We start from the raw sequence: 23,653 nt of genomic DNA, 5'->3' as shown, positions 1-23,653 counted from the left end.
TGCAAGCACATTCATTGACGCTTCACTTCGACAGTGGCCGAGAAGAATGTGGCCCCGTTCCCCATGTCAGACAGACGATTGGACGTGAGCGAATTCGCCCGCTGTTTTTTGCCATTGCCATCCCACCATAAGCCTTGACTGATCACCGTTCCTGGCAGCATGGATTCACTCACCTTGGCGGTTAATTCGATCCGGCCACGGTCGTTCCATACGACCACCGCATCCCCGTCTTCCACCTGTCTGCGGGCTGCGTCCTCCGGATGCATTTGCAATAATGGCATCTTCTCCAGACGTTGATGTTTGGGCGAATTGGCAAAGGTGGAATTCAGGAAATTATGATTTGGCGGCGACAGAAACATCAGCGGATAAACATCTCCAGGTCCAGCTGGGTTTTCCCCGTCATACCCCTCCACGAGAGCACTATACGTAGGCAAAGGAGGCAATCCCTTCTGTGCCATCGTTTCCGAATACAGCTCGATTTTCCCCGAAGGCGTGGGCAACTGATCCAAATAGGAGTCATGTGCAGACATATCCAGCTTGACAAAATGGTGCTGCTTCAGCCCCTCCAAGGTTACTCCGTTCATGTAGGGATTACCCGTACCCTGAAGTGCTTCCTCAATCATCTGTTCCGGTGTCTCACCGAAAATCTCTGGGTCATACCCCATCGCCTGTCCAAGCAAAGAGAACAATTCAACATTGCTCTTGCTCTCACCCAAAGGCGCAATGACGGGCTCTTGCAAATGAACATACTGATGCCAGTAGGACGTATACAGATCCGTCGTTTCAAATGAAGACGTCGCAGGCAGCACAATATCCGCGTATTTCGCCGTATCCGTCATGAACAGGTCATGGACAACCGTGAACAGATCCTCCCGTGCAAAACCTCGCTCCACCCGCTCGGTATCCGGTGCCACCACCAGTGGATTGCTGCAGTAGACCATCAACGCCCGGATCGGCTGCTCCGCCTCCAGCAGCGCTTCGCCAATCCGGTTCATGTTCACTACGCGCGGCTCCGGGTTCTGCCGCAGCTCCGGACGCTCCAGCGCATCGCTATTGGTGCTCGCGTAGCTGTTGGTACGAATGGCGCCACCGCCGCGCTTCATCCACTGCCCTGTAATGGCAGGCAGACAGGCTACGCTGCGGACGTTCATGCCACCGTTGTCGTGATGCTGGAGGCCATTGCCGATATGAATATGGGCTGCCTGTGCGTTGCCATACAGCTCAGCCAGCTTCACGATGTCTGCTTCCGGCACGCCTGTAATACGTGCAACGCGCTCCGGGGTGTAGCTGCGGACATGATCACGCAGTGCCTCATGGCCGACCGTATACTTTTGCATAAAAGCCTCATCCGTCAGTCCCTGCTCGAACAGTACATGCATTAATCCGAGTGCCAATGCACTGTCTGTACCGGGGTAGAGTGGAATGAACCAGTCTCCCCATTGGGCGGTCCGATTGCGATGGACGTCGATGACGACGATTTGGGCTCCCTTTTTGCGGGCTTTCTCGGCCAGAACAACCTGATGCATATTGGTGCTGACGATGTTGCCTCCCCATACCAGAATGACATCCGCATGCTCTGTATCCTCGGGCAAGGTTCCCCGGTTCGCACCCATCGTATATTTCCACCCGGTATTTCCCGCTGCATTACAGATGGTCTGTTCTAGCATGCTCGCACCTAGCGCATTGAAAAATCGACGATCCATGCCGTCCACACCAAGAATGCCCATGTTTCCATAGAAGCTGTAGGGCAGGATGCTTTCTGGTCCGTAAGTATCTGCCAGTGAACTGAATTTCGCCGTAATCTCGCCGATGGCTTCGTCCCAACTGATTCGCTCGAACTGGCCTTCGCCCTTGGCTCCGATGCGTCGCAGCGGATATTGCAGCCGCTCGGGATGATACACCCGCTCCGTCATATTTCGAACCTTGTTACAGATGGCGCCTTTTGTAATCGGATGGTCCGGATTGCCCGCTACCTTCACAATCTTACCGTTCTCCTTATGAAGCAGCAGGCCGCAAGTATCCGGACAATCGAGCGGGCAAACCGCCGGGAATACGCCATTCTCCTGATCGATCATATACAAGTTCCTCCCCCTTCAAAGCTATCCTTATATCATATCCTCTTCCTGGTAATCGCGTAAAGAGAACAGTCTTTTTTACCGCCACAACCGCTCCACATTCTTTTCAAAAAATCTTTTTTCCCCTTGATTCAATCTCGAAATCTAGGGGTAAATTAAAAATAAGGCATTAGGCTAGTGTTTCCCCACTTCCTCCTCATGCCATATCATGGACCACTCCCGAAATTCGCCATGAACAGGTTTCGTTCCCCCGAACCTTGTCATGGCGAATTTATTTTGCGTGGATATTTGTACATTAAAAAAAAGCGATTCCTCTCCCGCCCATCACAGCAGACAGCCATGACTTGAACGAGATCAGAATCGCCTCTCCTGTTAAATTTTGCACTCGCCTTTCCACTCGTTTTTGCACTTGTTGTACCACGGTTACAACGCTACTCGATAACTCGGAAAATGCCGCTACGCCTGCTTGCTCCACATCGGTCTGGCTTCCGTCTCCACAGGCTGGGCCGCCGCCATGGCCACCTCAGGCTTCACTTCCGGCTCATGCTTGCGCAGGTACACCATCCAGTAAGCAGCCGCCACAAACAGCGCCCCGCCCGTCAGGTTGCCAAGCCATACCGGAATGAAATTCATGATGTATTGCCCCCACGAATAATGCCCTTCGAAGATCGCCGCAGGAATCAGGAACATGTTGGCGACAACGTGCTGGAATCCAATAGCCACAAAGGCCATCGTTGGGAACCAAATGCCCAATACTTTTCCGCTCATCGTATCCGATGCATAAGACAGCCAAACCGCGAGAGCTACCAGCCAGTTACACCCGATCCCGGATATAAAAGCCTGAAGGAAGCTGTCGTCCAGCTTGTGTCCAGCCATATCAACCACTTTGGTCAAATAAGCCCCCTCTGCCGTCAGACCGAGCACATGCCCAAACGCATAGGCTACAAAGATCGCCCCAAGGAAATTACCTATTGTGACTAAGGTGAGATTCTTCAGCATGTTGCCTGCGGACAGTTTGCGTGCAATCGTCGCGAGTGGAACAGCCATCATATTACCTGTCAGCAGTTCCCCGCCGCCAATCAGCACCAATATTAAACCTACCGGGAACACTGCTGCACCAATCAGGTTAACCAAGCTGCCCCACTCGGCCGGAGCAGAGGCAATGACCCGAACATCCAGCAGAAATCCGAGCGCAATAAAAGCGCCTGCCAGAAAACTGAGTATCAGTACGGAGGACACCGGATTCCGGGCTTTCTTCATCCCCGTATGCGCCGTATATTGTGCAACCTCAAGAGGTGTTTTTGCTGCCATAACGATCCTCTCCTTCACAGTTCATGAACATCTAATTCAACTTGTTTGGTTGATATGTTCATTGTATCGCGAAGGTTTCGTGAGGTTTGTTACTTTTATCACAAAGTCTAAAAACTACATTTTAATATTTCCTTTGTATGTTGCTTGATGTGCAGAAAAAGTAAAAAAGAACTGCCGCAGAATGAATGCGGCAGTTCTCAGATATTATGGTTACACCATCGCTGGTGCTTTTACTTCTACTGGTGGCAGTGCTTGCAGACCAGCCGAGTTCAGGAAGTTCCAAGGTTTGTTGTAATGTGGCTGGAAGAAGAAGTCGACGAAGGCCAGCTCATCTACCGTCATGTTGTTCTGGATGCAGACAGAGATCGTATTGATCGACTGTGTCAGATCAGCCTGTGACATCACCTGCGCACCAACAATGCGGCGTGTAGCCTGTTCATAGATTACTTTGAGCAGCAGCTTCTCTGCCGTTGGCATGAACTCCGGACGGTAAGCATCTTCAAGCGTTACAGCTTCAACGACCAGGCCCTCATCCGCAGCAGATGCTTCCGTCAGACCTGTACCTGCAATATTTTGCTCATAAATTTTGATACCTGATGTGCCTTGTGTACCCATATACGGTGTCGTAGGACGAACCAGGTTCCGTGCTACGAGTGTGCCCATCCGCACGGCGTTGGTTGCCAGAGGAATGTACGCTGCCTTGTCGGTTGGGTTGTAATGAATCGCACAGCTGTCTCCAGCAGCGAAGACGTCTTTTTGGCTGGTTTGCATATATTTATCGACGATGATTGCGCCGTTCGGCAGCATATCCACTTGGCCTTTGAGCAGCTCCGTATTTGGACGGAAACCAATGCACAGAATAACGAGGTCCGTTTCGAACTCTCCTTTGGATGTAATGACCTTGTTCACTTTGCCATTCTCTCCGGTAAATTTCTGAACGGTTTGGCCCAGCGCCAGCTTGATGCCGTGTCCAGTCAACGTCTCTTCAATGGCATCCGTGAACTCGGGGTCGAGATATTTATTCAAGATCCGGTCTACGCTATCGATCAGTGTAACTTCCTTGCCGTTCATTTGGAAAGCCTCCACCAGCTCGATCCCGATATATCCTGCCCCTACCACGGTAATGCGTTTGGCATGTTTGGCTTTCTCAATGATCGTGTTGGAATGGTTGTAGTTTTTGCATAATAAAATGTTGTCCATCTCGATGCCTTCCAGCTTCGGTACGACAGGCCATGAACCTGTGGTCACGATCAGCTTGTCGAAGGTATCTTCGAATTCTTCCCCTGTTTTCAAGTTTTTAGCCTGAAGTTTGTGACCTGCAGCATCTACTGACGTCACTTCGTGAAGCATTTTGGTAACGACACCGAGCTCAGCCAGTTGATTTGGCGAAGAATAGAACAGTCCGTCCGGATCTTTCACCACGCCACCTACATAAAGCGCAATCCCACAGGATAAGAAGGAAATATTGTCATTGCGCTCATACACTGTAATGGTAGCATCCGGGTACAATTTGGCGGTGTTAACGATGGCTGCGGTTCCTGCGTGTGTACATCCGATAACTGCGATTTTCATGATAAGGTTCCCCCTTGGAGTATATAAATATAAGCATTTTCTTCATCTATCATTAGTTCCTGAATAACTGAAAATAGGCTGCGGCACTTGCTTTAACAGTTGTGAATATATTCACTAAACAATTTAGCAAAGTATTGTGAAAATATTCACTACCAATCTGTCATCTTTGTGATTAATTTCACTTCATGTACTCATTATAATGTGAACTTTTTCACATTTCAAGTCTTTTCTCAAATAAATTTAAATTTTAATCTATTTGTAACACCTATGCCCTACTCATCATTCATCGCATGAAGCAAAGTATGCCCGCATTTGTCGGGGATTATGCCTTTTTGACGCTCTTGCAGACAGGAATAAAAAAGTGTATTCGAGCAGCTTCCACCGCTGCCAAACGCTGTTATACTAGTACCACCGGAGACGGTAACGCTAATGTACATTTCAATGAGTCTTCTCCCGAAAGGAAGGATTACACCATGCTGAGAGCCGTTGTATGTGATGATGAATCCATCGTTATTCAGGGTCTGCAAGGAATGATTGACTGGACAAGGTACGGAATTGAGTTAGTTGGGACCGCTGGGGACGGGCTATCTGCACTCCATATAGTCCAGGAGCTTCAGCCTGACATTATTCTTACCGATATTCGCATGCCCGGATTGAATGGACTTGAATTGATCGAGAAGCTTACCGCTATTCATCCCGATATTGCCTGTATTGTCTTCAGTGGCTTTAATGAATTCGATTATGTAAGGCGTGCCATCCATTTGGGAGTCATCGATTATCTGGAGAAACCCATTACGATTGAACATGTTGAACAGGCACTCGTAAAAACGGTTGATCGGCTTCAGCGTCATCAGACTCTTGTTACACTTCAAAGCCAGTGGTCAACTGGGAAACAGGAGCTGCTGGAAAAGGCAACGATGGATCTCATGGTTCTCGGAATTGAGGCTATCCCAAAATGGAAGGAACTGTTCGGCCCGGAGGCCGACCAGATTACAGAAATTCGTGCAGTCGCTCTGAGTTCCCCGCTCTCCCCTTCTGAGCCGAATTGTCCCGGTTATCAATGCATACATACAGGAACTGGAGGAGATTATTTGCTGGCTATGTTCCCTGTCATGCCTGCTGTCGAAGGAGATGTATCTGTGACCATCAATGAAATTCATTCCACGCTGTCACCTTTGTCTGATCACAGCCCTCTCGTTATCGGGTTAGGCAATGTGTATTCGCTCCATCAGGCGCAGCAAAGTTACCAGGAGGCCCGCAAGGCGTTACGACATGCTCAATTCACCGGGCAGCCCTGGGTCGCATATTCGGATATGGTCCAGATGGAACAGTCTGTCATGGATGTTATGACGCAGCATAGAAACGACCTCGAGCTATGTCTGCGAACCCGTGACCGCCGAGGGCTGCTGATCGCCTTGAAACAATTCCAAGCCTGGAGCAAGACTTCAAAGATTGGACCCGAACCGCTGGAAAAAGAATCGCTGCGACTCATCTACACAGCGCTGGATGCTGTCCGTAAACAAGGGGTTGACCCTGTTGCCCTCTCTCCTGTGCTTGAACAGATTCATGGCTTACATACACGCGATGCCATGTTTGATTGGCTTCGCGAGCAATTGGACCTCGTTTTCCAGGCCATCTCCACTGAACCGAATGTAACATCTAGGCATCCTGCTATTTTGAAAGCGCTATCTTATATGAACGAGCATTACTCCTCAGATATTTCATTACAGGAGGTTGCACAATATGCCGAATTGAATCCGACTTATTTCAGTCTTCTCTTCAAAGAACAGACGGGAACATCCTATATTAAATATTTGACCCATATGCGGATTGATCTTGCAAAGTCCATGCTGTCTCAAGGATTGCGTGTCCATGAAACAGGTACAAGGGTTGGGTACCCCAATTACAGACATTTCACCGACACCTTCAAGAAAATTACGGGCATAACGCCTGGGCAGTACAGAAGCAGTTGTGAAGAAGACAGATCTCATCAGGAGCGTGAGAAATGATGAAGCAATGGATGTATACGTTATCTATGCCACGCATTAAACGTGTCCGTACACGTTTAATGATCGCCATGATTATGCTCTCCCTGCCCTCCCTGTTTTTGCTCGGCTTCATCTCCTACAATGTTGCCAAACAAACCCTGGTGGAGATTAGCACACAGACAAACCTGGAGCAGCTGCAGATGTCGGGTGAAGTAGCTGATCTGCTGTTCAAAACAATAAACAATCTGCACATATCCATTGTCATGAATGATGGCATTAAGGACGCTCTTCGCGGCAGCAATGCGCAAGGAGGGAAGCAAACAGCGGACGGCGTAACACTCCAGCGTCTAAAAAACGTTCTGAGCAGCAGCTCCATTGACAGCAAATATATTTCATCCGTCTGCCTGCTTGATCTAGATTTTCGCACGTATTGCGAGGGGAGATCGGATGAGGCAGGCATCTACGAAATTCCAGACAAAGTTAGCGCCATTACCGCTTCGGATTGGTATTCACGTGCCGTTACAGCCAAAGGAAAAATTGTATATTATCATTCTGATGTGTTTGGCACCTCTGATGACTCCTTCTCTACTGTCAAGCTATTCCGGGATGCGGACGACCCGGAGGGAAGGACGATTGGACTGCTTATTATCAACATTTCGGACGGGATCTTTAACAAAATTTTCAGCACCAGCCACTACGGCTCCTACATGGCTCTGGACACTGCACAAGCGAAGATTCAATCCGTGTATGGTACAAACACCGGATGGGAATCGGATTCAGGCACCATGCCAAGTGTCATCCAAAGTCTGGAGCATGAAGGATACCTGGTCAACACTTATCGCAATAGCGTGACGGGCTGGACGTTCATTCACATGGTCGAATCCAGCGAGCTGTTGAAACAATCCCGTTCAATTGGCTGGGCAACAACACTTATCGCCACCTTCATCGGTATAATAGCGCTTGTCTCTTCCTACACCCTCTCAGGCACCATTACACGGCCGTTATTACGGTTAAAGAAAATGATGGTGGACTGGACACTTGGCCATAGCAAATTCCCTGAACGATTTGCCCCGGACGAAGTGGGCGTCATTGCGGAAACCTTCAGGCGAGTAGCCCTCGAAAGGGACGAACTGAACGAACGCCTCCTGCAATCGAAACTTAAAGAGCGTGAGGCAGAGCTTCGAGCTCTTCAATCACAGATTAAGCCTCATTTTTTGTACAATACCCTCGATTCGATCTACTGGATGGCCACGCTGAAGCAAGATACAGCTATTGCCCAAATGGCGGTATCCTTGTCTGAAAGCTTTAAGCTCAGCCTGAACAAAGGACAGGAACGCATTCCGGTGTACATGGAGCTCAAGCATATTGAGCATTATTTGAATATTCAGCGCATTCGCTTTGGTGAACGGTTCACTTACATTGAAGAGGTGGACGAAGCAATCAAGGGAATGAGCATGATGAAGCTTATGCTGCAACCCCTGGTGGAAAATGCAATTTATCACGGCCTGGAGCCCCAGGTGGGTGAAGGCACCTTGCGTTTGAGGGGAATTCTGGATGAGGGATATATGCTGTTTATAGTGGAGGATAACGGTGTCGGCATGAAGGATATATCCCGCACTCAGCAAGGCTTCGGATTGCGCAATGTGCAGGAGAGGCTGGATCTAACCTATGGTGCAAGCAGTACATTTCAGGTGCAAAGTGAAATGGGACAGGGCACCCGGGTCACCCTCCGCTTTCCCGCCACCTAAAAAAAACAGACATTTATCCAAATAATAAAGCGCTTACATATATATGATCGCTCCCTTAACATATAAGCATCGGCAGCGCCTACCTTTTGGCAGCTATCAAAAATCTCAACAAGGGGATGAGAATATGTTCAAGAGAAAAACGGAGTCCGCATCTGCCCTCCCGAGAAGCAGGCAGCGTTCAAAGCCCACTATTATGTTCTGTGCCATCGCCATGCTGGCAGCTGTGCTGTCCGCCTGCTCTGGTACAACGGAGAGTAGTTCCAGCTCCTCAAGCGGAAGCTCGAGCAATCAACAGGCGCAAGTTACACTTACCCTGCTTGTCGATAATTCGCAGGATGCTGTAAACCAGGCCAATGCTTACATCAGCGCTTTTCAAAAACTGAATTCGGATATCAAAATCGAGCTGGAGACCCGTCCTAACGGCTCAGAGGGGGACAACACCGTGAAAACCCGGCTCGCCACCGGAGATATGGCTGATGTGTTTTTCTACAACTCCGGTTCTCTGATGCAGGCACTATCCCCGGAGAAAAATCTGCTGGACCTGACGGATGAACCACTTATGGACAACATTATGGATGCCTTTAAACCGGCGGTAACCTATAAAGGACGCATTTATGGTGTACCCTCGGGCTCCACTACAGCCGGAGGCTGGTTCTACAATAAAAAAATCTACAGTCAGCTCAACCTGACGGTACCCAAGACATGGAACGAGCTAATGGAGAACAGTAATAAAATCAAAGCCACCGGTATTACCCCCGTCATCGGCACCTATAAGGATTCCTGGACCTCTCAACTGGTCGTTTTGGCGGATTATTACAACATCCAGACCCAGGTACCGGATTTCGCTAATCAGTTTACATCCCATCAAGCGACGATTGCAGGCACACCTGCCACACTGCGCAGCTTCGAGAAGCTTCAGGAACTGCATGACCAGAACTTCATGAACAAGGATTTCCTAGCAACGACTTACGATTCCGGATTAAAAATGCTGGCCGAGGGCAAGGGAGCACAATATCCAATGCTATCCTCCGCTATTCCAGCCGTGGCTCAAAACTTCCCCGATCAAATAGAGGATATCGGTTTCTTCGCACAGCCGGGGGACGATGCATCAGCTAACGGCCTGACGATCTGGCTTCCAGGTGGAGCATACATCTACAAAGAAAGTGAGCACATCGAGGAAGCCAAGAAGTTTCTGGCCTTTATCGCATCGGTCGAAGGAACGAAGACTGTAGCTGCGGCATCCTCACCTACGGGACCCTTTCTGATTCAGGGGGCCTCGATTCCCGATAGTGTACCTACCGTTGTTAAGGAAATGCTGCCGTATTTCGATTCGAACCAGACGGCACCAGCGTTGGAATACCTCTCACCCGTCAAAGGCCCAAGCCTGGAGCAGATTACCGTCGAGGTTGGCTCAGGCATCAAAACGGCTGCAGAAGGCGCTGCCGCCTATGACAAGGATGTTGAGAAGCAGGCCAAGCAGCTTGGATTGGATGGATGGTAACCTCGATCTACATTCATATCATAAGAAATCCAGTTAACCCAGAGGAGAGAGCGATGTGAATAAAACCGTCAAACAGACGTATTCTTATTGGTTTTTGCTGCCGGCGGCACTCGTCTATCTGGTGATTTTTATTTTGCCGACGGCCCTGTCCTTCTTCTTCAGTCTGACACGATGGAATCTGACCGAATGGGAATTCATCGGGCTTGAGAACTTTGTTACTTTCTTTCAAGAGCAATCCCTTAGCATCGGATTCAAAAATACATTGATCTACGCTGTGGTGACCTGCGCTCTTAAAGTGGTCATCGGCCTGCTGCTCGGCGTGGTGCTGACGTCCAAAATTCGCTCCAAAAGCTATCTGCGCTCCGTCATATTTTTCCCGACCCTGATCAGTACGATAGCCGTTGGCATTGCCTTTAGCGCTATGATGCATCCGACAGAAGGGATCATTAACTCAGGCCTCGCCTTGATCGGAATAGAGGGACCAGATTGGCTGGGAGACGTCAGGCTCGCCCTGCTCTCGGTAGCTTTTGTAGATGTGTGGAAAGGCCTCGGCTTCGCGACCGTCATCTATATAGCAGGCATACTCAGTATCCCGGAAGATTACTATGAAGCTCTGCAGATGGATGGCGGCAACGGCTGGCACAAATTTTGGAACATTATTGTCCCACTTTGCCGCCCAGCTACGCATTCGGTCATTATCCTGTCCTTTATTGGCGGATTGCGTTCCTTCGACCTGATCTGGACGATGACCAAGGGAGGCCCCGGCTTCACCACCGACCTCATTGCATCCATTATCTATAAACAGTACCAGGGAGGCTTTTACGGTCTTGCCACGGCAGGCAATGTGATTCTCTTCATCCTGGTTACACTGCTCGCCTTACCACTGTATTCCTATATGAATCGAAAGGAGGCCGAACTGTGAAGCTGCATCGCGCTCGCAACTGGATATTGGAAGCAGCGGGAGTGCTGTTCACTATCGTTGCTTTCTGGATACCGTTCTACTTCATCATCACCAACGCTGCCAAGGACGTGAAGGAAGCATCACTGCTCAATCTGGCGCCGCCCACCGTGTTCCAGTTGTGGGATAACATACAAACCGTGGTTTCGGCCCGCGATTTCATGCTGATTCGTGCCTTCTTTAACAGTACTGTATTAACCGTTGCTTCCATCGCCTTCATCATTGTTTTGTGTGCCATGGCTGCATACGTTATTCAGCGCAGACGTGACCGGCTTACGCCGCTGTTCAATTTCCTTGTGCTCGCAGGACTTATCATTCCTCCGGCCATCGTACCGACAATCTGGGTACTGGATGGGCTGGGGCTGTTCAAAACACTGCTGGGACTGATTCTCGTGGAGGTTGCACTGGGTTTGCCATTTGCAATCATTCTGTACCGTGGCTTTATGTCGGCGATACCGCGGGAATTGGATGAGGCGGCTGTGATCGATGGATGCAGCGGCATACGGCTGTTCTTCAGCATCATTCTGCCCCTGCTTCAGCCGGTAACAGCCACGGTAATCGTCCTGTCCTCCGTTACCATTTTCAATGATTTTACAAATCCACTCTATTTCTTGCCTGGCTCCAAAAATGCGACCGTTCAGCTGACCATGTACAACTTCCAGAGTCAGTATGTGACGCAGTACAACCTGTTGTTCACCAATATTCTGCTTATTACTCTGCCGCCGCTTGTCCTGTTTCTGTTCTTCAATAGACAGATTGTATCAGGCATGACGGCAGGCTCCGTCAAGGGCTGACCTTCAATCTACAAATACCCGAATGATACGGGTCCTGGGAGGAATTATTCATGTCTGATCTTTTTATTGAAACCTTAACCTGTGAGTACAGGGAGCATTGCCTAGGCACAGATGTCCGTCGCCCACGTTTCAGTTGGATCACACAGTCAAGTCGGCGAGGAGTTGTACAATCAGGCTACAGAATCCAGCTGACAGCAGGGCATGACTTCGAAGCTCCCTTATGGGATACAGGTCATGTGATCTCGTCGAATTCCGTTCATATCGAATATGCTGGTCCAGAACTCCAGCCGCGAATCGCATACCAGTTCAGAGTCCAAGTCTGGGATACCAACGGAAGCGAGTCGGATTGGAGTGAGCCTGGTCAATTGGAGACAGCTCTATACAGCTCGAATGCCTGGCAAGCGAAGTGGATTACGCCGGATACATCAAGGATTGATGCTGATGCACACCCTGCCTTTCTTCTGCGACGTGAATTTGGCCTGCGTTCATCCTCCCCTGTCGTGTCTGCCCGGGTCTATTCTACTGCTGCCGGCCTATACGAGCTGTACCTCAACGGTTCCAAAGTATCCGCAGATCTGCTGACACCGGGCTGGACAAGCTACCATCACCGACAACAGTACCAGACCTACGACGTGACTCATCTGCTGCATCAGGACGCCAACGCAATAGGGGTCATGCTGGGAGATGGCTGGTACCGGGGCGGGCTTGGATTTGAAGGGCGAAACTATATGTACGGGCCGAATCGCGCCGTACTGATTCAAATGCATATCCGCCATGAGGATGGCACGGAATCCGTTGTAATCTCCGACGCCGATTGGCGATGCTGCCTGGCGCCGATCCTATACAGCAACATCTACCATGGAGAAACGTATGACGCAAGGCTGGAGCAAAGTGGCTGGATGAACCCTGCCTTTGACGATTCGCAATGGGTGGAGGCTGAGCAACTGGATTTATCCTATGATCATCTGGTTGCCCAAGAGAATGTCCCCACCCGCGTTACAGAGGTCGTGAAGCCGATTCAATACCTGTTAACACCTGCGGGTGATCATGTGCTCGACATGGGACAGAACATGGTTGGGCGCATTCGGTTAAAAGTTCAGGCCCCTGCCGGGACGCAAATTGAACTGCGACATGCTGAAGTACTTGATCGGGATGGCAATATTTATTTTGGCAACCTTCGTCCGGCGAGACAGACGATTACTTATATTACCAAGGGTGAAGGTACGGAAGCATATGCCCCCTACTTTACCTTCCAGGGATTCCGTTACGTTAAGGTTGAGGGGTTCCCTGGTTCGGAGCAGGGGCTGCCCTTGGACGCATTTCAGGGAGAGGTCATTCATTCGGATATGGCTTCAACAGGGGACTTTGCATGCTCGGATGAGCGGATTAATCAGCTTCAAAGCAACATACGCTGGGGGCAAAGAGGCAATTTCGTCGATGTGCCTACCGATTGTCCACAGCGGGATGAACGATTGGGCTGGACTGGTGATGCCCAGGTGTTCATCGGCACCGCCCTGTTCAATTATCACGGTGGACCGTTCTTTACTAAATGGCTGCGAGATGTAAAGGCAGAGCAGCACTTGGATGGTGGTATTCCTTTTGTCGTGCCTGACATTATTGGCGGAGCCAGTTCGGCGGCCTGGGGAGATGCAGCCGTCATCTGTCCGTGGACCATCTATCAATTTTACGGTGACCTGAGGCTTCTTGCAGAACAGTATGATAGTATGAAACGCTGGGTCAACTATATCCGTGTCCAGGGCGATAACGAATTTCTGTGGAATACCGGATTTCACTTCGGAGACTGGCTGGGGCTGGACGCGAAGGAGAACAGCTATAAAGGGGCGACACCAGAAGATCTGATTGCCACCGCTTTCTATGCCCATTCGACACGGCTGGTACGAGATACGGCAAGTATACTTGGTAATGAAGAAGAGGCACGGCAATACGGGGAGTTGCTTGAGAATATTGTTCAGGCCTATCGGGATGAGTATATGACGCCGACAGGTCGGGTCGCCGTTCCTACGCAGACAGCTCATGTGCTCACTCTGATGTTTGATCTGGCAGAGCCGGTATTACAGCAGCGCGTGGCCGCAGACCTCAACGATCTCATTATTCAAAATGACTACCATCTGACGACAGGGTTCGTCGGGACACCATATCTGTGCTTTGCACTCTCAGGCAACGGTTACCATAGCACAGCGGTCCGATTGCTCATGCAGGACAGTTATCCTGGATGGCTGTACTCCGTCTCCAAAGGTGCAACCACGATCTGGGAGCATTGGGACAGCATCAAGGAAGACGGCTCCTTCTGGAGCGATGACATGAATTCCTTTAACCACTATTCCTATGGAGCCGTTGGCGAATGGATGATCCGCAGCATTGCCGGTCTGGACATGGTTGCTCCCGGATTCAGGGAGGTACGGATTGAACCGTTATTCGGCGCGAATCTGCTCACTCATGCCAGCGCCTGGCATCAGACCCCTTACGGTAAGCTGGAGTCAGGTTGGCACGTCCGAGGCAAGGAAATGGAAGTGAGCGTCACCCTGCCTGTTAATACAACTGGCCGAATCATTCTCCATGGCGCAAAGCTCGCCTCCCTGCAAGAGGGCGGAAAAGCTGTCACAGGCAGGGAGGGCATCACTTCCGCTAAAGAAACCTCCTCCGGTGTAGAGCTGATTGCAGGCTCAGGAAGCTACACCTTTATTTACGAGTACGGCGACCTGTTTGTGGAAAGCTACACTGAAAAAACAAGATTAAATGAGCTGCTTATGGACCCTCATGCGAAAGAAGTCGTAGAACGACATGCGCCCCAGTTATTGACCGGAGCTACCCATAACATCGTACGTACTTCCTCCTTCCGTGAGATTAGGGAAAATGGCATGTTTCAGATGTCACCGGATATCCTGGATGGCATTCTGGAGGAATTGTCTGCAAATCCCTCAGCCAAACAAAAAGTTGAGATGTGATGAAGCTTGGTAGAGCATAGCCTTCATTTCAAAATAAATTCAAAAAAAAGCCTGTCCTCCAATCGGGAGGCAGGCTTCTCGTTCATTTTATACGCCAAGCAGCTTTTCAATCTCAGCAGACATGGCTTCAGGGGATTCTTTTGGTTCAACACGCCCTACAACTTCACCATCACGATTTACGAGGAACTTGGTGAAATTCCATTGGATGCTGTTGTCTTCGCCAACACCAGGTTGCTGCTCACGCAGATACTTGAATAATGGATGCGCATCTTCACCATTTACGTCGACCTTGGCAAACACCGGGAAATTAACGCCATAGTTGATTTGGCAGAAGGATTCTGCTTCCTCACTGGTACCCGGCTCCTGGCCGCCAAACTGGTTACAAGGGAAACCCAGTACAACCAAGCCTTGATCACGATAGCGATCATAGAGCTTCTGCAATTCACCGTATTGTGGAGTCAGTCCACACTTGCTGGCTGTATTGGCGATCACCAACACTTTGCCTTGATACAGATCGAGTGGAACTTCCTGATTTGCGGTCGTTACCGCCTGATACGAATATACGGACATGACTGATTCCTCCCATGAGTATGATGTAGGTTGGGCTGCTGTATGTACTGTACCGAATGATCATGCGGCACACAGCCTGTCTCTATATTATAGACCTGAGGCGATCAATTACCAAATCTTTGATTACACCCTGCTCAAGTTTATTTGCAGAACCACAATTCCTCCATCAACATGGACAGACCTTTCGCCAATCATCCCGGTTGTTACTCGTCCACATTCCCGTAACCAGGTGTAGCTGATTGCTCCCATCCTGTAGAACTCCTAGAATGCGAATGAGCCGCGTGCATAACGCACAGCGGCTTCATTCTATCGTTTAGGACCACATACGGCCCGTTTCATTTAAATTCCTGTCGCGTGACGAACGCGTTGCTCTGTCCGTGCTCCAGCATGAACCATTGCACTGTTCATGACCACTTGTTCTGGAGGTGCTGGTTGCTGACGTTCACCCGCAAGGGCGTAAGGCAAGCAGAGCGGTACACCGGAACGTGGATCAATCACGATATCAGCTTCAATGTTAAATACTTCGCGAAGCACATCGGAGTTCATAACCTCTACAGGTGAACCTGTAGCGATGGCTTTACCTTTTTTGATACCGATCATGTGATGCGCATAACGGGAAGCATGGTTCAAGTCATGCACAACCATTACGATCGTACGGTTTGCTGTGGCGTTCAGCTGCTCCAGCAATTGCAGTACTTCAAGCTGGTGAGCCATATCCAGGAACGTTGTCGGCTCGTCCAGGAACAGAATGTCTGTCTCCTGTGCAAGAGCCATGGCGATCCAGGCACGCTGACGCTGTCCACCGGACAGTTGATCGATTGGACGATCATGGAACTCCGTCATGCCTGTCACTTCAATAGCCCACTCAATCATGCGTTTGTCTTCAGCACGCATTGATCCAAAACCTTTTTGATAAGGGAAACGTCCGTAGGACACCAGTTCGGTTACGGTAAGTCCTTCGGGCGCTGTTGGATTTTGTGGCAAAATCGCAAGCTGCTTGGCTACTTCACGCGTGGACTGCTTATGGATGGACTTCCCGTCGAGCAATACACTACCTGCTTTTGGATTCATGATCCGTGCCATCGTTTTCAGGATCGTAGACTTCCCTGAACCATTGGCTCCAACAAGTGCTGTAATTTTTCCTTGGGGAATTTGAATATTCAGATTATCAACAATCAGTCTTTCCTCATAAGCGATATCCAACTTGGACGTCTCCAGACGAAACATGCGATCATCCCTCTCTCATTTATCCCGGTTATGTATTCCGGCTATGACAACGAAAACGAAATTGTAGTTCAGCGTATTTCCGGCGCAACAAGATCTTATACTCTAAAGATACTGATAATCATTATCATTTGTCAACAGTAAATACTAAATTCCTTGACGGTTAAGAGCTATTTTTGAGGTGTTTTACTAGAAATCGATCAGATTGTCCGCACTTTATGTGAGAGCTTTTCTCATCGTGTACGTGCATTTCATCGCTTTGCGTTGGCCGAATTTACCCAGTATCTTAATAATGTGTCCGAATTGTGAAAAATAGACCTATATTGATTCATTTTGTAAAACTCACATCCATCGCTTGAACAAAAAAATACAGCCCCTACGAAATTCTTCGAGGTGGCTGTATTCACATTAATAGTATATTCACGTAATACCGCTTAGAGCTTCGGTTCCGGGACTAGGTTAATCACAGTCGTTCCACTCTGAACACTTACGATGTCCTTTAGATCAAAATCGGCCGGAAGTTCGACTTGGTGCCCATAAGGATACAGACGATCTGCTTCGGCAACAGTCAGGTTTTCCACTGAAGATGAATCTGCTCCTGTAGACTGAGACGAATCAGAAGGCGTGCCATCTACATCTCCCTGTCCTGTGCCTTCATCCGCAGTGTCAGAGGCTGTGCCAGTACCTGCATCCGTCGATGTGCTCCCTGCTGCTGGATCTGAAGTGTTGCCCTCCGTTGAGGCTGAATCTGCTCCTTGCTCGGTTTCTCCGCTCGGCTGAGTATCATCCGCAGTATCGGTAGAAGAACCTGCAGAGCTGCCTTCAGGCGTGCCTTCTGAGCTGTTCCCAGCAGTAGCTCCCCCATCCGGCTCCTCATTTCGGTTGAAACTCTCCCATTCACCCTCAGCATGGAGCTCCTGTGTCGTACCATCTTTCAAGTTCCATTGGAGAGTGCCCGTTTGCAAAGCATTGCTGTCCGTTTCATTTCTGTACCGGATCACCAACTGGGCAGGTGTTTGTGTACCGTCGTCCCCTTCGGATGCCGGAACGAGGTAGGCGATCTGTTCAGCGAGCTCCACCTCAGGTTCAGCAGGAACAACGGGCTCCTGTGTCGGTGGAGGTGATGCCGCAGGTGTCTCCGCCTTATCCCCTATCAAGGCATACGTGCCTCCTGCAATACCAAGAATCAGGATGATAATGACCAATCCTAGAAAAAGATTCTTCCTTTTACCTGTCAGTATGCGCACCAGCGGCGAAGACAACTCTGTTTTGGCGCGGTCGTAGGCCGGCTTCATCGTCTTGCTTGCTCTGGCATAATAGGGCTTGAAAGCTGCCTTTGACTTAAAGGCTTCGCGATCATGGGCCTTGAAATAGGCCACGATTGCATCCGCGTATCCCTTATGTGCGTTGGAGCCGCGAATAAACATGCGTTGATTCCCTGACCACTCCATAAATTGATACAAAACTTCTGTACGTCCTGAACTACTGTAGATAAATTCAATCAGGCCTGGATAATCGAGTCTGTTGCTGCCACTGCCACCGCGATAGAAAGCCAGCGGCAGTGCTTCAAATGAAGCCGTATCTGGGCGATCGCGAAGCTCTCCGGCAAGCCAGCGACGCGTCCAGCGCTGGAGCTCATTACGTTCGGCCAAAGAGAGGGATTCCAGTTCCTCTTCGTCACGCCCCTCACCGCTAAGCCATGCTCTCGCTGCCAACATCATGTTTGTACGCGCAGATACATCTGAGCCCTGGCGAGCAGCCCAGTCCCGAACCTCGTTTCCGTGCAGCAAAATATCAATGCTTAACAGCTGCTCACGGTTAACCCGCTCCAGATCGAGATCCTGGATCATAAATAAGTTAATGACGTAAGCCAGCTTATCTGCGAGCCGGGTTAAATCCTCCTGATACGCCGGTGGTTGGACAGCGGACCCAGGTCCACCTTTCCGATTAGCGCGTACTGCAGCTCCAGACTGCCCAATTCGGGCGGTAATACCTGTATCTAAGGAGCCTGCAGCTGGTACACGATCCAATATACTAACCCGCTTAAGTGCCTCATTGGCAGACTGAACGGGGTTGGGCGCCGAACACAAACGTTCACGCAGTTCGGTTGCTGTCCGTTCCAGCAAGAAGTTATTGTGAATGGCAGACGGGTGAGATGTAATCCATCTCTGGATCACTTCCACGACGTCGGCAGCTGATTCTGTGCGTTTCAACTGATTATCCAGATAGGGCTCGAACAGCAGCTTGGTCAGTGAGTCGTTCGCCAGCACTTTGTCGAAGAAAGCACGGCTTAACAGACTGTCCCGATCCAGCAAGCCATACAGTTCCTGTACAGCACGCATACGTTTCTGCGAACGGGCGTTATTGACGCCATAGATGAAATAATCCACGATTCGGGACTGTACGAGTGGCGCAGCGACCCGGAAATACTCCCCGATGCGTGCTGCAACCGATTCTTCAGGTACATTCTCCCGTTTGACGCTGTCCAGCTCACGACTGAGCAGCGTCAGGAACAACTCATTCAAACGTGAACGTTGCTGCGCTCCACCTTCCGGTTTCAAGTAGGTGAGCAAGCCACTCAGGATCTCGCTTTTGTTATTCAGGTACAACTCTTCCATACCCTGCTCCAGACGATAGAACATAGAAAGTTCCCCGTACGCTTCAATGGAGAGCTCCCGCCCAGGCTCCATTCCGGACAGCATCTCATCCGCAAAAGTATAAAATGAATCGCCGGCCGCAGGTTCGTGCAGCAGTGACCAGGCGAATTCGGCATAAGGAAGCTTCGCCACAGATGCATCTGCATGGGTAACTCTGCCCGATACCAGATCAAAGGTGAAATCCTTCTCCGTGTTCCGATCTTTCGGACGCAGCGTACCCCGCTCCACAAACTGGAGGTGGATGCCTTTCTTCGCCTGCGGCTCCTTCGCAAACGTCATAAAGCCGAGCTGCCGCCGAAACGCGTAAGGCAGCGCCGTATATAACAAACGCAGCAGTCCCTTGGCTCCGGTTGTAACTTCTTCAGCAGGCACATCAAGTGCAATATATACCTTCCGACGTGTCGCTACAGCTTGCATGACAGCGTAGAGCAGACGCTTGAATACGACCTCGTCCATTTTCAGAGCGCTAAGAATCTGGCTTGGAGAGCTTTGTCCAACACCAGCTGCTCGTGGTAATTCATTAAGCGATGGCAGCACTGTACCTTGTTCGATGTCATATGACGTGGCGAACACAGCATCCAGCCAGCCGCCTTGCTTCATCTGCTCTTCCGAGCGTTCAGGAGACAAGACATAGTTATGAGCGAAAAAGGCACTGCGCAGCCCAGTAAAGTCAGCAGACTGGTACACATTTTGCCCAAGGATCGTCTCTCCACTCTCCAGATGCAGCAGATGAATGGACGGGGGAAACTTCGTCTCATCCTTCTCACTCCGGCCCGTCAGCTCCGCTGGAGCGTCATAGACGCAGTAGGGATGAAGCACTTTTTTGATAAAAGAAGGGTCCAGTCCCGGCGATGCGGCAACCGTATCGAACCCCTCCGTTGTGCGGAACACCCCGCGCCGCTCTCGAGTATACAGCTGTTGTTCAATTGGCGGGGTTACGGAAGAACGCATCATCCCACTCTCCCCTCAATGTACTTCAGCTTGTACAGCAGCCAGAGGAATGGCTCATCGACACGGATTGGGCTGACCACACCTTGCAGCTTCATATCCACCGGATTGCTTCCCAGCGCAGACACCGCAAAGTAAGCTGTATCCTTAAAGTACACATCCATCGTGCCTTTAAACGGACGGTCCACCTTCTCGATAAAACGCCGGATCTCCCCGTCGATATTCTCGAATTCGGTAAGATCAAACCAGTCGCGGTGCACCATGTTGCGGAACACATTGCTGTTGGATTTGATATAATCACCCTCTTCGTCCTTGAGGGAATGCAGCATGTCACTTTTGGTGAGTACAACGGCTGTTGGAATATTCGTCTTGGCTTTATCCTGGTACGCGATAAAGTCACCGAACATCGTTAACACCACGTCACGCGGCTCATCGTATCTTGGCGTCCACTCGCCTGGCTCGTTGCCAAGGTTGATGCGGATTTTGTCCCGGATCGAACGAATCTGAAGCGGGTCCACCATAAACAGAATGCCTGCCGAGTTCTTGATATGCTGCCCGTGAAGTCCCAGATAGTCCTGCTCCACCATACCTTCACCAGCGACGTCAAAGAACACCAGTGTCAGCGGAGCTTTATCTTCATCCTTGAATACAAATTGGAAAATAAACGGCTCCTGCAGCTTCTCCTTCTGCGTTGAATCCAGCAAATCGCCCCGCTCGAATAATGGTTCTTCATAATCGGCACGGAACCGGCGGCTAATCTCCGCATTCAGCGGCATGCAGGCCGCATCAAAATGATCGGCTGTGTAATGCTGCAATGTATGAATTAATGAAGTCATGTAGACGGATTTACCCACCTGGGATGCCCCGATAATGGAAATGATATTGCTTGGTGCTTTGCCTGCTGTGACAGGCAGCTCGTTGTGGCACTGTGGACATAGCCGACGCCGCGTAACGACACCGTAACGGTCGTTCAGGCCCATTACAATGTTATCCGAATAGATGCGATGTTCCTCCGGTACATCATGCGGAGCCAGCACGGCCTCCATATCAAACACCGTATCCAGTCCAAACCGTTCGCGATATCGATTGAGCTTCGCATCTTCCCCAAGTGCGTAGTCCTCATCGTCGTCGCGATGATGCGCAGCCCGGAACACAACCTCCTCCGGTGAAAACTTGCTGAAACAATACGGACATACGATATCGTAAAACAACGGCCGCTCTTCCGGCTGCTGTCTCTTCAAAAACCGACTAAAAAAGCTCATAGCCACTCCCCTCCCCTGATCCGTTAGACAACGTTGATTTACACTTGCACTACGATGACAGAGTTTCTGTGTAAGAACTCGCCTAACTATCTAGTCTGATATAAGCCGATAGGCGGCTCCATATTTCGGTCCATCCGTGAAGAACAACCTTACGTAATCGTCCTTGGCGACCTCGACGGGCGGCATCTCATTTCTCCCGGGAGCAAAATCACTCACAAAAGGGTACACCGTGCCATCTTCCTTATTCAACGGAACCCCGCCTTGCTTGCGGACATAACAGAGCGCTTCCTTCGGAACAGGTGCTTCCGTTGTGACGGTCATCAGTACACTTTTTCGTTTCTGAAAAAAACCGCTCTTGTACCGGATCGAAAAGCGAATATCCGCCTTGCCTGCACTGGCAACGACCGTGTTGTCCCCATCACGCTGACGCACCAGAACTGGCCCGTCCTCCTCCATCTGACACACATACACTGTATAACGGATGGCACCAAAACCCGTGATTCGATCCATATATCCATTGCTCGCCTTATATTCTTCTTTTGTGTATAACTTCAGCTTGCCCTGTGCAGCCTGTTCCCCGGTACGATCATCACCCATCATATCGAGCTCCAGCCGTTCAACATATACAGCTTCCACGCTCTCTGGCCAGAGCCAGCGAAGTGTACACTGGCTCTCGTCCACTGCAAGTGTCAGTCTGCGAATCAGGGGCGCTGAAGGGTCTGCATCCATAAAACGCATCTATCGCCTACCTCCAGACGTCAAAATCCTTTGCTGCGCGAATCTCTTGCCCGCTGACCGAATCCTTCCACCGAATTGGTTCCTCCACCAGCATCGCGGCGCCCACGCGTCTTCCGCGGTGTATTCTCCTTGATCGGAATGATCCAGCTGAACAGGGTTAACACACCAGATAAGATGAGCATCGCTCCAAATCTCACAAATGTATCACCAACTGTTGATCCGTCCAGACCCCATTCGAGCAGAAGTCCAGCCAATAGACCAGACACGGCACCCCCAATTCCGAAACTGAGTGCAAGATGACGGTTATCGAATACCAGTCCAAGCGACACGCCTAGTGCGACACCAATCAACAGTAAGGCAGCCACTCTAAAGATAGCCAGATACGTACTATGCTCCATCATGCCTGTACGTTCGGTCACCAGCGTTCGTTCATCAATCGTATCGTAAATTTGCTGGAATGCCAGATTAAGTCCACCGGAATCTGGTACATCATAGTACATACCGCCCGTCTGCTGGGCGATATGACGCAGCAAGTCGGTTCCGGAAGGGTCCACCAGACTCAGTCCCACCGTATTGACGGCAATCTGTTCATTCGCATACTCAGACAAAATGCCGGATGTGTCTGCATCACTGAATCCATCGGATAACAGGATCGCTACCGTTCCACGTTTCGGGTCCTGTTTGCCCTTAATCTGTTCCATCGCTTCCCGCAGTGCTGCATCGAAATTAGTTCCGCCCGAGGTCGTCACGATGCCGTCTATTTTGCTGTACACCTCATTTTTGGCAGCTTCGCTGTCCAACGGGGTGAACGGCTGAAGCAGCTCGGGGTGATCATCAAAGGTAATCACCGCCACCTGTTTGTCGCTTTCCATTTGGCTGATCAGTGTTTTGGCCGCTTCAAAGCGACCGTTATCCGGGTCTGTCTCACTCATACTGCCTGAGTTATCAATCATCAGTACGATGTCTTTGACTTGTTTCACACCGCCTGGGTTAATCTGATACAGCAATTGCAGGGCAAGTCCAACGACAAACAACAGCGCCAGCGTTGCTGGAACAAGCAGTTTCCAAGATAGTCCTAGATATCGAAGCTTCCAGGAAGCTCCGTTCAGCTTTGGCGAGATCATCTCTGCGAGTAAACAGAATAATCCAACACTAAGCGCCAACACGCCAAAGTATAATCCCATCAGCAATAGACGGGGCATTTCCCCGAGCCACTGACGCAGCATGATTTCTCCAGCCGCAAAGCCCACAGCTCCGCCAATTAGGCTGAACAGGACCAGGAGAAGATTGATTTTTCGCTGCATGTTTGCATGCATCCTTTCCAAACCAGCCGTTGAACAG

17 protein-coding genes are annotated in these 23,653 nt (G+C 50.2%); 7 read left to right on the top strand and 10 right to left on the bottom strand.

What is annotated here, in order from left to right:
- Positions 1-11: 11 nt before the first annotated feature.
- The 4 genes from HW560_RS08065 to HW560_RS08050 all read right to left on the bottom strand — a co-directional run bounded on the left by HW560_RS08065 (position 12) and on the right by HW560_RS08050 (position 4,958).
- The gene (locus HW560_RS08065; RefSeq protein WP_179262699.1) at positions 12-2,075 is read right to left on the bottom strand and encodes a molybdopterin-containing oxidoreductase family protein; all 2,064 of its coding nucleotides are present in this window, start codon (positions 2,073-2,075) and stop codon (positions 12-14) included.
- Positions 2,076-2,370: 295 nt separating this feature from the next.
- Complete coding sequence (locus HW560_RS08060) at positions 2,371-2,550, bottom strand: hypothetical protein (RefSeq protein WP_143067067.1); 180 nt, start codon at positions 2,548-2,550, stop codon at positions 2,371-2,373.
- A complete protein-coding gene (locus tag HW560_RS08055; protein ID WP_090903437.1) occupies positions 2,532-3,386 on the bottom strand; it encodes a formate/nitrite transporter family protein in 855 nt (284 codons plus the stop codon). The genes HW560_RS08060 and HW560_RS08055 overlap by 19 nt, the downstream gene beginning before the upstream one ends.
- A 210-nt stretch (positions 3,387-3,596) precedes the next feature.
- Positions 3,597-4,958, bottom strand: coding sequence for an FAD-dependent oxidoreductase (locus tag HW560_RS08050; protein WP_179262697.1), 1,362 nt, complete (start codon positions 4,956-4,958; stop codon positions 3,597-3,599).
- A 473-nt stretch (positions 4,959-5,431) separates the two neighbouring features.
- On the opposite strand from HW560_RS08050, the gene HW560_RS08045 reads away from it, so the two are divergent.
- The 6 genes from HW560_RS08045 (at position 5,432) to HW560_RS08020 (ending at position 14,913) form a co-directional block, all read left to right on the top strand.
- The gene (locus HW560_RS08045; protein WP_177185833.1) at positions 5,432-6,967 is read left to right on the top strand and encodes a response regulator; all 1,536 of its coding nucleotides are present in this window, start codon (positions 5,432-5,434) and stop codon (positions 6,965-6,967) included.
- Entirely contained in the window at positions 6,964-8,694 is a 1,731-nt protein-coding gene (locus HW560_RS08040; protein ID WP_257031805.1) for a cache domain-containing sensor histidine kinase, read from the top strand. The genes HW560_RS08045 and HW560_RS08040 overlap by 4 nt, the downstream gene beginning before the upstream one ends.
- 124 nt (positions 8,695-8,818) lie before the next feature.
- Complete coding sequence (locus HW560_RS08035; protein ID WP_257031804.1) at positions 8,819-10,195, top strand: ABC transporter substrate-binding protein; 1,377 nt, start codon at positions 8,819-8,821, stop codon at positions 10,193-10,195.
- A gap of 55 nt (positions 10,196-10,250) precedes the next feature.
- Positions 10,251-11,117, top strand: a complete 867-nt coding sequence (locus HW560_RS08030; RefSeq protein ID WP_179262695.1) for a carbohydrate ABC transporter permease — start codon at positions 10,251-10,253, stop codon at positions 11,115-11,117.
- Complete coding sequence (locus HW560_RS08025; protein WP_371129180.1) at positions 11,114-11,947, top strand: carbohydrate ABC transporter permease; 834 nt, start codon at positions 11,114-11,116, stop codon at positions 11,945-11,947. The genes HW560_RS08030 and HW560_RS08025 overlap by 4 nt, the downstream gene beginning before the upstream one ends.
- Before the next feature lie 50 nt (positions 11,948-11,997).
- Positions 11,998-14,913 (top strand): alpha-L-rhamnosidase, encoded by a 2,916-nt coding sequence (locus HW560_RS08020; protein ID WP_090903433.1) that lies wholly within the window; start codon positions 11,998-12,000, stop codon positions 14,911-14,913.
- A gap of 87 nt (positions 14,914-15,000) precedes the next feature.
- On the opposite strand, the gene HW560_RS08015 is transcribed toward HW560_RS08020, so the two are convergent.
- Positions 15,001-15,483, bottom strand: coding sequence for a glutathione peroxidase (locus HW560_RS08015; protein WP_090903432.1), 483 nt, complete (start codon positions 15,481-15,483; stop codon positions 15,001-15,003).
- Here HW560_RS08015 and HW560_RS08010 point away from each other — a divergent pair.
- The gene (locus HW560_RS08010; RefSeq protein WP_143067066.1) at positions 15,482-15,718 is read left to right on the top strand and encodes a hypothetical protein; all 237 of its coding nucleotides are present in this window, start codon (positions 15,482-15,484) and stop codon (positions 15,716-15,718) included. The genes HW560_RS08015 and HW560_RS08010 overlap by 2 nt on opposite strands.
- Before the next feature lie 104 nt (positions 15,719-15,822).
- Here HW560_RS08010 and HW560_RS08005 read toward each other — a convergent pair whose 3' ends face one another.
- From HW560_RS08005 to HW560_RS07985, 5 genes are all read right to left on the bottom strand, one after another.
- Positions 15,823-16,710, bottom strand: a complete 888-nt coding sequence (locus HW560_RS08005) for an ABC transporter ATP-binding protein (RefSeq protein ID WP_090903431.1) — start codon at positions 16,708-16,710, stop codon at positions 15,823-15,825.
- A 431-nt stretch (positions 16,711-17,141) separates the two neighbouring features.
- Positions 17,142-20,318 carry a GAP1-N2 domain-containing protein gene (locus HW560_RS08000; RefSeq protein ID WP_143067065.1) on the bottom strand — a complete coding sequence of 1,059 codons (3,177 nt, stop codon included), beginning with the start codon at positions 20,316-20,318 and terminating at the stop codon, positions 17,142-17,144.
- The gene (locus HW560_RS07995) at positions 20,315-21,574 is read right to left on the bottom strand and encodes a TRAFAC clade GTPase domain-containing protein (protein ID WP_024632789.1); all 1,260 of its coding nucleotides are present in this window, start codon (positions 21,572-21,574) and stop codon (positions 20,315-20,317) included. The genes HW560_RS08000 and HW560_RS07995 overlap by 4 nt, the downstream gene beginning before the upstream one ends.
- Positions 21,575-21,664: 90 nt before the next feature.
- The gene (locus HW560_RS07990) at positions 21,665-22,312 is read right to left on the bottom strand and encodes a beta-mannanase (protein ID WP_090903429.1); all 648 of its coding nucleotides are present in this window, start codon (positions 22,310-22,312) and stop codon (positions 21,665-21,667) included.
- Positions 22,313-22,332: 20 nt separating this feature from the next.
- Positions 22,333-23,616 (bottom strand): vWA domain-containing protein, encoded by a 1,284-nt coding sequence (locus tag HW560_RS07985; protein WP_090903428.1) that lies wholly within the window; start codon positions 23,614-23,616, stop codon positions 22,333-22,335.
- Positions 23,617-23,653: the final 37 nt, after the last annotated feature.

It is taken from the genome of Paenibacillus sp. E222 (genome assembly GCF_013401555.1).
GTDB lineage: Bacteria > Bacillota > Bacilli > Paenibacillales > Paenibacillaceae > Paenibacillus.
Note: the sequence above shows the minus strand (reverse complement) of the source record. Positions and strands in the feature narration are given on the sequence as shown.

What these genes read in the sequence shown, in the direction of transcription:
- HW560_RS08065 (WP_179262699.1), bottom strand. Translation starts at nt 2,075, where the DNA reads ATGATCGATCAGGAGAATGGCGTATTCCCGGCGGTTTGCCCGCTCGAT.
- HW560_RS08055 (WP_090903437.1), bottom strand. Translation starts at nt 3,386, where the DNA reads ATGGCAGCAAAAACACCTCTTGAGGTTGCACAATATACGGCGCATACG.
- HW560_RS08050 (WP_179262697.1), bottom strand. Translation starts at nt 4,958, where the DNA reads ATGAAAATCGCAGTTATCGGATGTACACACGCAGGAACCGCAGCCATC.
- HW560_RS08045 (WP_177185833.1), top strand. Translation starts at nt 5,432, where the DNA reads ATGCTGAGAGCCGTTGTATGTGATGATGAATCCATCGTTATTCAGGGT.
- HW560_RS08040 (WP_257031805.1), top strand. Translation starts at nt 6,964, where the DNA reads ATGATGAAGCAATGGATGTATACGTTATCTATGCCACGCATTAAACGT.
- HW560_RS08035 (WP_257031804.1), top strand. Translation starts at nt 8,819, where the DNA reads ATGTTCAAGAGAAAAACGGAGTCCGCATCTGCCCTCCCGAGAAGCAGG.
- HW560_RS08020 (WP_090903433.1), top strand. Translation starts at nt 11,998, where the DNA reads ATGTCTGATCTTTTTATTGAAACCTTAACCTGTGAGTACAGGGAGCAT.
- HW560_RS08010 (WP_143067066.1), top strand. Translation starts at nt 15,482, where the DNA reads ATGACTGATTCCTCCCATGAGTATGATGTAGGTTGGGCTGCTGTATGT.
- HW560_RS08015 (WP_090903432.1), bottom strand. Translation starts at nt 15,483, where the DNA reads ATGTCCGTATATTCGTATCAGGCGGTAACGACCGCAAATCAGGAAGTT.
- HW560_RS08005 (WP_090903431.1), bottom strand. Translation starts at nt 16,710, where the DNA reads ATGTTTCGTCTGGAGACGTCCAAGTTGGATATCGCTTATGAGGAAAGA.
- HW560_RS08000 (WP_143067065.1), bottom strand. Translation starts at nt 20,318, where the DNA reads ATGATGCGTTCTTCCGTAACCCCGCCAATTGAACAACAGCTGTATACT.
- HW560_RS07995 (WP_024632789.1), bottom strand. Translation starts at nt 21,574, where the DNA reads ATGAGCTTTTTTAGTCGGTTTTTGAAGAGACAGCAGCCGGAAGAGCGG.
- HW560_RS07990 (WP_090903429.1), bottom strand. Translation starts at nt 22,312, where the DNA reads ATGCGTTTTATGGATGCAGACCCTTCAGCGCCCCTGATTCGCAGACTG.
- HW560_RS07985 (WP_090903428.1), bottom strand. Translation starts at nt 23,616, where the DNA reads ATGCAGCGAAAAATCAATCTTCTCCTGGTCCTGTTCAGCCTAATTGGC.